The organism is Marinomonas ostreistagni, assembly GCF_016888445.1.
Classification (GTDB): domain Bacteria; phylum Pseudomonadota; class Gammaproteobacteria; order Pseudomonadales; family Marinomonadaceae; genus Marinomonas; species Marinomonas ostreistagni.
In genome coordinates this window covers 1-13,248 of the sequence record NZ_JAFEKF010000003.1, presented here as the reverse complement: position 1 = coordinate 13,248, position 13,248 = coordinate 1, and the positions used below count along the sequence as shown (strand labels likewise).

The following is a 13,248-nucleotide window of genomic DNA, read 5'->3' as shown; positions in this document are numbered from 1 at the left end:
GGGCCTATTGGTCACAATATCAACTAGGCTTGGGAGAGGTAATCCAAACCTTACCCGTCAGAACACTGCATAAATACAACTAAATCATGGAGACAAAGATGATTGAAAATAGCTTAGCCGTAAGCTTTACCTTCCTCGCATATTTGGTGGTTATGCTGGGCATCGGTTTGTACGCTTACAAACGCACCTCAAGCTCCGAGGATTATTTTTTAGGAGGACGCTCTCTAGGTCCTTGGCCGACAGCACTGTCCGCCGGCGCTTCTGATATGAGTGGCTGGCTACTCTTGGGCCTACCAGGCTATGCGTTCGCGGCCGGCGTTGAATCTTTTTGGCTAGCCGGCGGCCTATTGGTCGGTACTTGGCTGAACTGGCTAATCTGTGCCAAGCGCTTACGTACTTACAGTATTCAAGCTAATAATGCGCTGACCCTTCCCGAATACCTTTCCACTCGCTTCCAAGACAACTCCAAAATGATTCAGACCATTGCGGCCTTCTTTATTTTGCTGTTTTTCTTGTTCTACACCAGTTCAGGCTTAGTGGCCGGTGGTAAGCTATTCGAAACCGTATTTGGCCTAGACTACCGCTGGGCAGTGGTCATCGGTACCGTTTGTGTTGTGTCCTACACCCTGTTTGGCGGCTTCTTAGCCGTTTCTTGGACTGACTTGATCCAAGGTCTGTTGATGTGTGCAGCACTGGCGATTGTGCCGTTTGCAATCATCGAAGGCGACTGGACTCAGTTATCCGATACCCTAGCCGCGAAAAACCCAGATCTATTGACCCTATGGAGCGATATCAACGGTGAACCGCTGAGCATCATCGGTATCATCTCACTGGCAGCATGGGGCCTAGGTTACTTTGGTCAGCCTCATATCTTGGCGCGCTTCAAAGCCTCTCGCTCAAATAAAGACATCACTACGGCGCGTCGTATTGCCGTGGGTTGGACTGCGATCTCTATGGCTGGTGCTTTGTTAATCGGTCTAGTCGGTATCGTTTATGTCGACAATCACATGGGCGGTTCATTGGCTGATGGCGAAAAGATCTTCATGATTTTGGTGAATGCTGTCTTTAACCCAGTGATTGCCGGCATCTTATTAGCAGCTATCTTAGCGGCGATCATGAGTACCGCCGACTCCCAGTTATTGGTGTCTTCTTCCGCTTTGGCCGAAGACTTCTACAAAGCTTGGATCAATCCTAATGCGTCACAGTCACAAATCGTCAACGTTGGCCGCCTAGGTGTGGTTGCACTGTCGATCATTGCCCTCATTTTAGCGTTTGACCCTGACAGCTCAGTGCTAGGTTTGGTCTCTTACGCTTGGGGTGGTTTTGGCGCGGCCTTTGGCCCAGCCATTATTTTGAGCCTGTTCTGGCGCAATATGAACCGCAACGGAGCCATGGCAGGTATGCTTGTAGGTGGTATCACTATTGTAGTGTGGAAACAGCTATCAGGCGGCATTTTCGACCTATACGAAATCGTGCCTGGCTTTATCCTTTCAACACTAGCCATCATCGTTGTGAGCTTGGCAACGGGTGCACCGAGTAAGAAAGTACTCGATTCGTTCGAGGATTATGAAAACAAACTTGAGACGCTAGATTAATCTAAACGTCTTATCGCTTAAGCCGAGTGCTCACCACACTCGGCTTTTTTATGTCCAAAACACCAGTCGCTAAACGCAGAGCCAAAAAAAAGGCCTCCCGAAGGAGGCCTAAACACCATTACTAACAAACGTTAGTAGTCAGAGAAATCTATTAATCATGGAACAATGAGCAAGCGCCCTGCTCCGCGCCACTCACCAATAAACGTGAGCTGGCAAACAATTCACGCCCCATACCTTGATGGGAAGCACTTAAATCATAAGGAGCCGCCTCACGCGCGGCTAGTTCAGCCTCGTCAACCAGTACCGATAGCGTGCCTGCGACGGCATCCAAACGCACCATATCGCCCGTTTTGATTTTAGCAATCATGCCACCGGCTAACGCTTCGGGCGTCAGGTGAATCGCTGCTGGCACTTTACCCGACGCACCCGACATACGACCGTCTGTCACCAGCGCCACCTTGTAACCTTGGTCTTGCAAGTTACCAAGGTAAGGCGTCAGCTTGTGCAGCTCAGGCATACCGATGGCTTTTGGTCCTTGGTAACGCACCACAGCCACACAATCACGCTGTAACTCACCGCTGCGAATCGCTTCCACTAGCTGATTCTGATCGTGAAACACTGCCGCTGGCGCTTCGATAATGCGATTTTCTTCTTTAACTGCCGATACTTTGATTACGGCGCGGCCAAGATTACCTTGTAGTAATGCTAACCCGCCTTCTTTGCTAAACGGGTTTTCGATTGGGCGCACCACCTCTTCATCAAGACTCTCGGCGACGCCATCACGCCATACCAAGTTCTCGCCATCCATAAATGGCTCTTGCGTGTAATGACTTAAGCCTCTACCAACAATGGTATTAACGTCTTCGTGTAGCAAACCACCTTTTAACAACTGCTTAGTTAGGAACGCCATACCACCGGCCGCTTGAAAATGATTAATATCGGCTTGGCCATTTGGATAAATGCGTGTCAACAAAGGCACGACTTTCGACAGTTCAGCAAAGTCTTGCCAGTTAACAATAATCCCTGCCGCACGGGCAAAGGCGACGATATGCATCGTATGGTTAGTCGAACCACCGGTAGCCAATAGACCAACAATTGCGTTCACGATCGAACGCTCGTCGATGACTTTATAAATTGGACGATACTCTTTACCCAGTGCTGTGGTTTTGGTCGCCAGTTGCGCGGTATAACGAGTTAACGCTTCACGCATCGGATCATCTGGGTTAACAAAAGAAGAGCCAGGTAACTGTAGGCCCATGATCTCAACCAATAACTGGTTAGAGTTAGCTGTACCATAAAAAGTACAGGTCCCAGCACTGTGGTAAGACGCCGACTCTGCTTCTAATAACTCATCGCGAGTGGCTTCACCCTTGGCAAATTTTTGACGCACTGCTGCTTTTTGCGCGTTGGTAATCCCTGAATGCATAGGGCCTGCCGGTACAAACAAACAAGGCAAATGGCCAAAACGTAATGCCGCAATAAGCAGGCCTGGAATAATCTTGTCACAAATACCTAAGAACAGTGCCGCATCAAACATATTATGCGACAAAGCAATGGCAGCACCTTGGGCGATATTGTCACGGCTAAACAGTGACAGCTCCATACCTTCTAAACCTTGTGTAACGCCGTCACACATCGCAGGTACACCGCCGGCAAACTGGCTCACCGAGCCCATTTCGGCAACCGCTTTGCGAATAATGTCTGGGTAAGTCTCGTAAGGCTTATGCGCCGAAAGCATATCGTTGTAAGAAGAAACAATGCCAATGTTCGCCTCTTCCATAAACTTAAGCTTTTGCTTCTCTTGTGGCTGACACGCTGCAAAACCATGCGCCAAGTTGCCGCAAGACAATGCGCCACGATGTGGTTTGTTTAACTCAGCCTGTTGCATATCCGCTAGATATTGCGAACGTAAGTCTTTACTACGCTCAATAATGGCTTGGGTTACTTTTTCCACAATCGGGTTCATTCTCTTTCTCCATAGGGGCAATTGATGGATGCTAACGCAAAGCTCAACGGCCAACTTTTATGTAATTTTACTACATTTTAAACATTAAAACGGCACAAACAAGGGTTTGAGGTCAAAAAACCCGCCAATTCATGTAATTTTTTTACCAAAACACTATCCAGACACTTTTTTTTGGTTAAAATAGTGCCATTAAACAATCTATATGAATGTTCATTACAAAAGAGTGACGTCTTCTTCACCAGAAGCCGTCAATAAAACATGATATAAGTGGGTGTTTTTTTATTTTTGTAGTGTTTTTACAATAACATCGAAAGAATTCTGTCCTACAATTATCCCTTTGGACAGTAAGTATTTTTGACTATCAGGAGTGAGATATGACGATTAAAGTAGCTATCAATGGTTATGGACGTATCGGACGCAACGTGCTTCGCGCACTATATGAGTCAGGTAAACGTGACCAAATCCAAGTGGTTGCTATCAATGATTTAGGCGATGCCAAAATCAATGCTCACTTAACTAAATATGACACAGTTCACGGACGTTTCAATGCGGATGTGAATTTTGATGCCGAAGCACTGTACATTAACGAAGATAAAATCCTTACCTTCTCAGAGCGTGATCCAGCAAACTTACCTTGGGGCGACCTAGGTATTGACGTGGTTTACGAATGTACTGGCCTATTTACAACGAAAGAGACAGCTGGTGCACACGTCACAGCGGGCGCTAAAAAAGTTATCATCTCTGCACCTGGTAAAGAAGTCGATGCCACCGTTGTTTACGGGGTTAACCAAGACGTATTAACGTCTGATATGACCGTTATCTCTAACGCATCTTGCACCACTAACTGTCTTGCACCGATCGCAAAACCGCTTAACGACAAGCTGGGCATTGAAAACGGTTTAATGACTACTATCCACGCCTACACTAACGACCAGCGTTTATCAGATGTTTACCACTCTGACCTTTACCGTGCTCGCGCTGCAGCCATGAACATGATCCCAACTAAAACCGGCGCGGCCGCTGCAGTGGGTCTAGTGGTGCCAGAGCTTGCTGGTAAGTTCGATGGTATGGCCGTTCGCGTACCGACTATTAACGTATCGCTTGTTGATTTGACCTTCCAAGCACCGCGTGAAACGACCGCTGAAGAAGTAAACCAAATCATTGCTGATGCAATCGCTGCTGACCCAGTCTTGGCGGAAGCACTGTGCATTAACCATGAACCATTGGTATCTTCTGACTTCAACCACAGTACTTACACCTCTAACTTTGATGCGACCCAAACTCGCGTTCAAGGCAAGCTTGTCAAAGTGATGGCTTGGTATGATAACGAGTGGGGCTTCTCTAACCGTATGCTCGACAATACCATCGCATTGATGAACGCTAAGTAATACTTATTCAAAAAGGCTGCTGACGCAGCCTTTTTCATCTCTTATACTTCGCACTACGCTTTATCAATTTATTGGAATCAATATGACCCGCAGAACAAAAATCGTTGCCACATTAGGACCCGCTTCCAGCTCACCAGAAATGATCGAAAAACTGATCCTAGCTGGGGCCAATGTTTTCCGTCTAAATTTTTCTCACGGGCAACCTGAAGATCATATTAATCGTGCCGCAGTGGTGCGCGAAATGGCTGCTAAAAACAAGCGCCACGTTGCCATTTTAGGAGACCTTCAAGGCCCTAAAATCCGTATTGCACGCTTCAAAGACACCAAAGTTCACCTAGAAGAAGGCGCAACCTTTATCCTAGATGTTGGCTTTGACAAGAACGCTGGCGATGCAACGCGCGTTGGTATCGACTACCCACAACTGGCAGCAGACTCTTCGCCTGGCAACATTCTATTGTTGGATGATGGCCGCGTAGTACTAGAAGTCACGGCTGTGAACGGTAATGAAGTAGTGACTAAAGTCATTGTTGGTGGCGCCCTATCAAACAACAAAGGCATCAACCGCCAAGGTGGTGGCTTGTCTGCAGCGGCACTAACCGATAAAGATAAAGAAGACATCAAGACCGCAGCAGCACTAAAAGCTGATTACCTTGCCGTGTCTTTCCCACGCAGTGCAGCAGATCTTGAAGAAGCGCGTGAATTAGCTCACGCTGCTGGCCTAGAGACAGGCATTGTGGCAAAGGTTGAGCGTGCTGAAGCTGTAGCTGACGACGCGACACTTGATGCGATCATTCAAGCGTCTGACGCAGTGATGGTTGCCCGTGGCGACCTAGGTGTAGAAATCGGCGATGCTGAGCTAATCGGTGTGCAAAAACACATGATCAAGCGCTGCCGCCAGTTAAACCGCCCTGTGATCACAGCGACCCAAATGATGGAAACTATGATCACGCAAGCGATGCCAACTCGTGCCGAAGTGTTCGACGTGGCAAACGCGGTACTTGATGGCACTGACGCCGTTATGCTGTCTGCCGAAACCGCTGCTGGTGACTTCCCAGAAGAAGTGGTTAAGAAAATGGACAGCGTATGTCTAGGCGCCGAAAAGCAGCCTTCTGTTATGCGCTCTAAGCACCGTCTAGATGTGACCTTCACCTCAGTGACAGAAACCATTGCTATGTCAGCGATGTACGCAGCTAACCACCTTGAAGGTGTGAAAGCGATCATCAGCTTAACAGCATCAGGTACAACACCACTATTGCTGTCACGCATCTCTTCTGGCTTGCCAATTTTTGCACTGTCACCAAACCAAGAAACACTGAACAAAACGGCGCTTTACCGTGGCGTTACACCAGTGGCATTCCCTTCACATGAGCACGATGTGGATACCATCATCGCGGGTCTAGTGGATAAAGTGAAATCGCTTGGCTACGTACAAGATGGCGATTTGGTTATCGTGACTAAAGGTGACCACTTGGTATCACACGGTACGACCAACATGATCAAAGCCGTGCAAGTTGGTGAAGTCGCTTAATGGATAAAAAATCCATCACCACGGCAGCGCGCAAGCGCGTTGCCTTGGTTGCCCACGACAACATGAAGTCAGAATTGACCGCATGGGCCAGTGAGCACCGCGCAAAGTTGATCAAGCATGAGCTTATGGCGACAGGTACGACTGGCTCTCTTTTACAAAAAGAGCTAGGCGTGCCAGTCAATGCCTTGATCAGCGGCCCACTTGGCGGCGACCAGCAATTAGGCGGATTAATCGCCGAAGGCAAAATCGACATTCTGATTTTCTTTTGGGATCCGTTTGAACCGATGCCACATGACCCAGACATCAAAGCCTTGCTACGTGTCGCAGCAGTTTGGAATATTCCGATTGCCTGTAGTGTCTCATCGGCCAATTTCCTCATCAGCTCCCCCTTGTTTGATGAAGCGTTTGAAAAACAAATCCCAGACTACGAGAGCTATTTAAAGGCGAGAACTTAACTCGCCTTTTTTGTTCTTAAGATTCCCCATTTAGCGGCAAAAAAGTCGTTTCTTAGCACAACCTAACTCGCGGTTTAGGCGAAAATCGGCTATATTATCGCCCCTATTTACTGGAGTTGAGCGCAACTCCGTCACAGTTTTCAATTAAACCTCCGACATTTCCCCTCATACCCGTTGGAGCGCAGCGCAGGAGAACGATTTTGCAAGCGAAAGTAGCCCTTATTATGGGATCGAAAAGTGACTGGGCAACCATGGAAGCGGCCGCTGAGATCATGGATAAATTAGGCGTTGCCTACCATGTAGAAGTGGTGTCTGCACACCGTACACCTGTTAAGTTGGCTGAGTTTTCTGAAAGCGCCGTAGAGCGTGGCTTCAAAGTCATTATCGGTGGTGCGGGCGGTGCCGCGCACTTGCCAGGTATGGTGGCTGCGCATACTCGCCTTCCAGTATTGGGTGTACCGGTCCAAAGTAAAGCGTTAAATGGTATGGACAGCTTGCTATCTATCGCCCAAATGCCTAAAGGTGTAGCAGTAGGCACGCTAGCCATTGGTACAGCGGGTGCATTCAACGCTGGTTTGCTTGCTTGCCAAATTTTGGCCAATGAAGACCCAGAGCTTGCGCAACGTATCGATTCGTTCCGCGATGAACAGACCGACACTGTCTTAGCCAATCCTGATCCACGCGAGGAATAATTCATGTCATCTATTTGGGTACTGGGCGCCGGCCAACTAGGCGCGATGCTAAAGCAAGCGGCTAATCCACTCGGCCTAGATGTTAAACCGGTGGATATTGAAACTGACGAGACCCTGCCATTACAGGCGGACGACATCGTCACAGCAGAGCGTGAAGACTGGCCGGAAACGGCTGCTACCAAACAGCTTGCGGCACACCCTAACTTCGTTAACCTAAAAACCTTCCCACAATTGGCTGACCGTCTGACGCAAAAGCAATGGATCGACAAACTTGATCTAGCGACAGCGCCTTGGTTCCCAGTGGAAGACGACTCAAGCGCCGAAAAAGCCTACCAAACGCTGGGCGATCGCGTATTGATGAAGCGTCGCCGTGGTGGTTATGACGGAAAAGGCCAATACTGGCTTAAACAAGCCGAAGGCACAGAAATCCCTGACGACTGGAAAGGCCTAGCGATTGCCGAACAAGCGATTAACTTCGATGAAGAAGTGTCAGTCGTCGGTGTGCGCGGTAAAAATGGCGAGAAGTACTTTTACCCGCTGACGCTTAACCTACATATCAATGGCATCTTATACGCATCCATTTCACCTCTTGAACGCCTAGCGCACCTGCAAGAGCAAGCTGAAGGCATGCTTGGCAAGTTGATGGATGCGCTGGACTACGTCGGCGTGATGGCGATGGAATGTTTCCGTTGCGGCGATCAGCTACTGATCAATGAATTAGCACCACGTGTACACAACAGCGGTCACTGGACTCAAGCTGGTGCAAGTGTTGACCAATTTGAAAATCATATCCGTGCCGTGGCAGGTTTACCTTTAGCACCCGCTGAAGTGAAAAATCAAAGCATGATGGTGAACTTGATCGGTGTTGATGTCGATTATGACTGGCTTGCTATTCAAGGCCTTGAGCTTTACTGGTACCGCAAAGAGGTACGCCCAGGTCGCAAAGTAGGCCATTTAAATGCTTGCTCAGGTGATGTAAACCAACTACAAAGCATCTTAAAAGCACTCGCAACAATGCCTGCTCCTTACGACGAAGCATTGTCTTGGTTGGCTAAAAACCTCCCTTCTGCTTAATGCATTTAAAAGGCTACCATTGGTAGCCTTTTTTATATCTGAGCTTTTTACTTGCTCATTCTTATTAAAAAAGCAAAAAATGTGCTTGTTTAATCTTTCAAATTGCCTACGATAGAAGCGCTACGGTTATAAAACCAATTATACCAACCGATGCTTTTCTTAATGGGAACCTTGAATGAACCAACTAGAACTTGATGCCTATGACTGGAAGCTACTGAATGCACTGCAGTCCAATGCTCGCTTATCAAATGTGGCCTTATCTGAACAGGTTAACCTCTCACCTTCTCAGTGTTCGAGGCGTCTACAACGTCTAGAGCAAAGTCAGCTGATCCAAGCTTACAACACCCAACTCAACAGTTTAGCACTAGGCTTTGATGTGACAGCCTTTATCAGCGTCACGCTCAATACCGGACAAGCCAGTGCCAGAGAGCAATTCCAACAACACATCAGCACACTCGACACTGTTTTAGAATGCTACGCTGTAACAGGTGAATGTGACTACTGGCTACGTGTCATCGCTCGCGATTTACCCTCATTGTCAGAGTTTTTGAACCAAGAGATCGGCGCCTTAGAAGCCGTCCGAGACATTCGCTCTACCGTCGTGCTGAATAAAATTAAACAACGTCACTGCGTACCTTTGCCTGAAGTCGATTAATTCTTCGATACATCAGGCAAACGTATAGCCATGTACACACCAACCATAGTAATCACAGCGTATACGAGAATCAGTGCCTCAAGCGAGATCACTTCACTCAACACGCCCAAAAGGCTCATCAAAAGTAACATAAGACCGATCGCGGTATTGCCGACGGCAACGTAGCTAGTACGCTTATTGCCTTCAGCCATATCTACTAAATAGGTCTTACGACCCACTCTTATGCCTTGATGGAAAACCGTAAGTAAGAAATAAAACACTGGCAGCAGCCACATGCTGCCCAACCATTGCGGCTGAAGTTTAGCTATGGCAAATAATAGAGCCCCTGTAAGCGCTCCTAAGGCCGCAGCCCAAATCAGCACCTTACGACTCGAGGCGTCTGAAAAACGCCCCCAAAACGGCCCAGAAAGCAGCCCCGCTAGGCCACTGATCACCATAAAGATGGCTAGCACCCAAATAGAGTCACCGACATGCTCTTCTGCCAACAGTACATAATAAGGTGCACTTAAAGCAGTACCTAAGAAGAATGCACGCGTCATCACAAAATGGCGAAAGGCTTTATCTGTTTTCAGTAGTGACAGCTGCTTGAGTGAGTCTTTGACACTAAAATCTGAGTCTTGAGTTTCGCTTTTTGGCTCATTCACCCCAGCAAAGATCAACGCGGCAATGCCCCAAAGCGCACCACCCATGACCAGCCCCCAGACAAAGTAACTCGAGTTATTCCAGCCCAGCTGATAGCTTAATAGCATGAATACGCCAATACCGATGGTCACCAAACCGGCGGCACTTGCAGACAAGCCGGTTACTTGGCCACGTTCTGATTTAGGAATGGTTTTACCTAGAATGTCTTTGGTCGCTACCGAATTTAGCCCTCGAGCGAGGCTGAACAGCGCTAATAGCAGCACAATCAGCAAGCCTGCCGTTAAGCCTTCTAAGGTAGAGGCCACTACAGCCATTAAAATTAAGCTTAAAGCTTGAATAAGGCTGCCAGCAATCCAAACCCACTTACGTATAGTTAACCTTTGCATAGCGCTTGATATAAACAGTTGCGGCAATAAAGAGCCACTTTCACGGATAGGGACTAACCAACCCACTAGAAAAGTCGGTGCTCCAACGCTTTGCAAAAGCCACGGTAGTGTAACCTTAGGATTAACAATGGCATCACCAGTATTGGTTAAAAACTGAGCGCTAATCAATCTTAAAAAATTCTTCGCGACAGAGCGCTTTTCGCCCTCCTCTTTTTCTTCAGACTTCACCATCCACTTATACAGGCTTGTTACCCATGATTGACTACTCATTGACCAAAATCCTTATTTTTAGAACTAAATAAAGTACGCACTATTTTAATGAATCAGTTCAATTAATTGCGCAGCTAATCTTAAAGTAATGAGGTTCAAGACTAAAAACGCCTAAAGGCCTATCTATCATTGAGCTGCATAAATACAATTTATTGATAAGACGAATTCATCTAGCATGATTAAGAGAGAAATCACACCATGGCCAATGACACCAGTGATCAGTCCCCAAAAATAGCCTCCATTGAAGCGTTTGCGAAATTAGCTGACTACTCTTTAATGAACACCCTAAACGCCGACCCAGATGCGCAAAAAAACGGTGACGAACACCAGCCAAGACAAGTTTACTCGGGCCATTTTGTGCCTGTTAAACCGACGCCTTTGCCAGATGCTCAATACGCTGCTCACAGCCAGAACTTATTCGCAGAACTCGGCTTAGCCGATGAGCTAGCGCAGCAACCAGAGTTTCAGCGTATTTTCTCCGGAGACCTCTCGTATGCGCCTGCGCCTATGTCCAAGGTTGGTTGGGCAACAGGCTACGCGCTCTCTATTTATGGCACTGAATACACACAACAGTGTCCTTTTGGCACAGGCAATGGCTATGGTGATGGCCGCGCGATGTCGGTATTTGAAGGTGTATTTCAAGGTAAACGCTGGGAAATGCAGCTTAAAGGTGGGGGCCGCACGCCTTATTGTCGTGGTGGTGATGGTCGCGCTGTACTGCGCTCAAGTGTGCGAGAGTTTTTAGCCCAAGAAGCCATGCATGCGCTTGGCATTCCGACCTCACGCTCGCTGAGTCTCTTTGTTTCTCACAGCGAACACGTCAACCGCCCTTGGTATCGTGAAGGCTCACAGTCTAACGATCCAGAAATAATGGTATCCAATCCAGTGGCGATTTCTACTCGAGTCGCACCGTCTTTTATTCGCGTTGGCCAGCTTGAGTTATTTGCCCGTCGCGCTCGCTCCGGTGCACACCCTAATGCCTTGAACGAACTCGAAATGCTCGTACGCCATCTGATCAATAGAGAATATTCAGAAGATATCGATCAAACACTCACTTTCTCTGATCAACTGATTAAGCTTGCGCAACTACTTTGTGAACGTCTCAGCAATCTCGTAGCCGACTGGATTCGAGTAGGCTACTGCCAAGGCAACTTTAATGGCGACAACTGCCCAGCTGGTGGCTACACCTTGGATTACGGCCCCTTTGGTTTTTGTGAAATGTTTGACCCTGCATTTCAGCCTTGGACTGGTGGAGGACGCCACTTTGCCTTTTTAAATCAACCACTAGCAGCACATCAAAACTTCAGCATGTTCTGCAAATCACTCGAGCCCTTGCTACAAAAAGAGGAGGGAAGCTTAGCGGCACTAAGGCAGACCCGTGATCAATTCATGGAGGTTATGAAACAAAAACTAGACAGCATGTGGGCCAGTAAGCTGGGCATGGAATATTATGATTCCGATCTAGTGATGGGATTATTAAATCTCATGGTAAGCACCCGTGCAGACTTTAATATGCTGTTCCGTGAGCTGTCACATGTACCAAAAGATACTTCCTCCCTCACATGCACATTCTACCAAACGGCAACGGATGAACAGCTGACTCAATGGCAGCAATGGCTTGATCAATGGCGCGATGCCATTAGAGCAAACGAGCAGCACGAACGTGTGAGCCAAGTAATGAAACAAGTGAACCCCAAGTACACCTGGCGAGAGTGGCTAATCGTCCCTGCTTATCAGGCAGCAGAGCAAGGTAACTACGCACCGCTTCAAGAGCTGCAAACAGTGCTTAACACCCCTTACCAAGAGCAGTCTAAAGAGATCGAAGATAAATATTACCGCCTACGTCCAGAAGAGTTCTATCGCATGGGCGGCGTTAGCCATTACAGCTGTTCTTCATAGATCTCACGCGAATGTTGTACGAAGGGGCTATTGCCCGTGACTGGCGGCGTTAGCCGCCTTGCTTAAGCCCAGCAAGCGTTGCTTGCGATCGCGCGTGAAACGCCCTCGTACAAGAACCGAAGCCCTGAAGAAACTTTGGAGTAGGCGTCATAACCCTTTTGCAGCGCCCATTTCATATTGGCGCGTGGTGCCGATATGTGGCGCGTAAAAGGTGTTATGGCGCCGACGCTCAACCACAAATCTCTCAAGCCTAAGCTTTTTCGCCAGACGTAAAAAAGCCCTGACCGCGCTAGCGATCAGGGCTTCTTAATTAAAAGCTTGACGACGACCTACTCTCACATGGGATCTCCCACACTACCATCGGCGATGGCGCCTTTCACTTCTGAGTTCGGGATGGGATCAGGTGGTTCAACGCCTCTATGATCGTCAAGCAAACGGGTTTGCGTTCGTTTTGGGTAGCTTGTTGCTTTTTCCAAAACACGCAAGTTCATAAACTTGATGTCTTCAACAATTGTCTTTTGAAACAGCGATAACCAAGGTCAAACCGATGTTATCGTAAATTCTTTGTAGTAAAACCACTTTGGTGTTATATGGTCAAGCCTCACGAGCAATTAGTATTGGTTAGCTCAACGCCTCACAGCGCTTACACACCCAACCTATCAACGTCCTAGTCTCGAACGGCTCTTTAGGGCACTTTA

General features: G+C 47.8%; 10 protein-coding genes and 2 rRNA genes. 8 read left to right on the top strand and 4 right to left on the bottom strand.

Features of this window, described 5'->3' with window-relative positions; genetic code table 11:
• Positions 1-98: 98 nt before the first annotated feature.
• Positions 99-1,595 (top strand): sodium/proline symporter PutP, encoded by a 1,497-nt coding sequence (gene putP / locus JQX58_RS09860; protein WP_204146695.1) that lies wholly within the window; start codon positions 99-101, stop codon positions 1,593-1,595.
• A 151-nt stretch (positions 1,596-1,746) separates the two neighbouring features.
• On the opposite strand, the gene edd is transcribed toward putP, so the two are convergent.
• Positions 1,747-3,561: a phosphogluconate dehydratase gene (gene edd, locus JQX58_RS09855; protein WP_204146694.1), complete on the bottom strand. Its 1,815-nt coding sequence runs from the start codon at positions 3,559-3,561 to the stop codon at positions 1,747-1,749.
• A gap of 374 nt (positions 3,562-3,935) precedes the next feature.
• Here edd and gap point away from each other — a divergent pair, with 374 nt between their 5' ends.
• The 6 genes from gap to JQX58_RS09825 all read left to right on the top strand — a co-directional run bounded on the left by gap (position 3,936) and on the right by JQX58_RS09825 (position 9,353).
• The gene (gene gap / locus JQX58_RS09850; RefSeq protein WP_204146693.1) at positions 3,936-4,949 is read left to right on the top strand and encodes a type I glyceraldehyde-3-phosphate dehydrogenase; all 1,014 of its coding nucleotides are present in this window, start codon (positions 3,936-3,938) and stop codon (positions 4,947-4,949) included.
• Positions 4,950-5,031: 82 nt separating this feature from the next.
• The gene (gene pyk, locus JQX58_RS09845; protein WP_204146692.1) at positions 5,032-6,477 is read left to right on the top strand and encodes a pyruvate kinase; all 1,446 of its coding nucleotides are present in this window, start codon (positions 5,032-5,034) and stop codon (positions 6,475-6,477) included.
• The gene (locus tag JQX58_RS09840; protein ID WP_204146691.1) at positions 6,477-6,932 is read left to right on the top strand and encodes a methylglyoxal synthase; all 456 of its coding nucleotides are present in this window, start codon (positions 6,477-6,479) and stop codon (positions 6,930-6,932) included. Before pyk ends, JQX58_RS09840 begins: the two co-directional genes overlap by 1 nt.
• 200 nt (positions 6,933-7,132) lie before the next feature.
• Positions 7,133-7,624: a 5-(carboxyamino)imidazole ribonucleotide mutase gene (purE, locus tag JQX58_RS09835; RefSeq protein ID WP_204146690.1), complete on the top strand. Its 492-nt coding sequence runs from the start codon at positions 7,133-7,135 to the stop codon at positions 7,622-7,624.
• Positions 7,625-7,627: 3 nt separating this feature from the next.
• Positions 7,628-8,698: a 5-(carboxyamino)imidazole ribonucleotide synthase gene (purK, locus tag JQX58_RS09830; RefSeq protein WP_204146689.1), complete on the top strand. Its 1,071-nt coding sequence runs from the start codon at positions 7,628-7,630 to the stop codon at positions 8,696-8,698.
• A 175-nt stretch (positions 8,699-8,873) separates the two neighbouring features.
• Complete coding sequence (locus JQX58_RS09825) at positions 8,874-9,353, top strand: Lrp/AsnC family transcriptional regulator (protein ID WP_204146688.1); 480 nt, start codon at positions 8,874-8,876, stop codon at positions 9,351-9,353.
• Here the strand turns inward: JQX58_RS09825 and JQX58_RS09820 are convergent.
• Entirely contained in the window at positions 9,350-10,651 is a 1,302-nt protein-coding gene (locus tag JQX58_RS09820) for an MFS transporter (protein ID WP_204146687.1), read from the bottom strand. The two genes, JQX58_RS09825 and JQX58_RS09820, sit on opposite strands and share 4 nt — an antisense overlap.
• 198 nt (positions 10,652-10,849) lie before the next feature.
• On the opposite strand from JQX58_RS09820, the gene JQX58_RS09815 reads away from it, so the two are divergent.
• Positions 10,850-12,550: a protein adenylyltransferase SelO gene (locus tag JQX58_RS09815; protein ID WP_204146686.1), complete on the top strand. Its 1,701-nt coding sequence runs from the start codon at positions 10,850-10,852 to the stop codon at positions 12,548-12,550.
• Positions 12,551-12,866: 316 nt separating this feature from the next.
• On the opposite strand, the gene rrf is transcribed toward JQX58_RS09815, so the two are convergent.
• Positions 12,867-12,981, bottom strand: a 5S ribosomal RNA gene (gene rrf / locus JQX58_RS09810).
• 159 nt (positions 12,982-13,140) lie between these two features.
• Positions 13,141-13,248: ribosomal RNA gene (locus tag JQX58_RS09805) — 23S ribosomal RNA — on the bottom strand; the annotation flags it as partial.

Coding starts and splice junctions, on each gene's coding strand:
- edd (WP_204146694.1), bottom strand. CDS start 3,561: ATGAACCCGATTGTGGAAAAAGTAACCCAAGCCATTATTGAGCGTAGT.
- JQX58_RS09825 (WP_204146688.1), top strand. CDS start 8,874: ATGAACCAACTAGAACTTGATGCCTATGACTGGAAGCTACTGAATGCA.
- gap (WP_204146693.1), top strand. CDS start 3,936: ATGACGATTAAAGTAGCTATCAATGGTTATGGACGTATCGGACGCAAC.
- JQX58_RS09840 (WP_204146691.1), top strand. CDS start 6,477: ATGGATAAAAAATCCATCACCACGGCAGCGCGCAAGCGCGTTGCCTTG.
- purK (WP_204146689.1), top strand. CDS start 7,628: ATGTCATCTATTTGGGTACTGGGCGCCGGCCAACTAGGCGCGATGCTA.
- JQX58_RS09820 (WP_204146687.1), bottom strand. CDS start 10,651: ATGAGTAGTCAATCATGGGTAACAAGCCTGTATAAGTGGATGGTGAAG.
- JQX58_RS09815 (WP_204146686.1), top strand. CDS start 10,850: ATGGCCAATGACACCAGTGATCAGTCCCCAAAAATAGCCTCCATTGAA.
- pyk (WP_204146692.1), top strand. CDS start 5,032: ATGACCCGCAGAACAAAAATCGTTGCCACATTAGGACCCGCTTCCAGC.
- putP (WP_204146695.1), top strand. CDS start 99: ATGATTGAAAATAGCTTAGCCGTAAGCTTTACCTTCCTCGCATATTTG.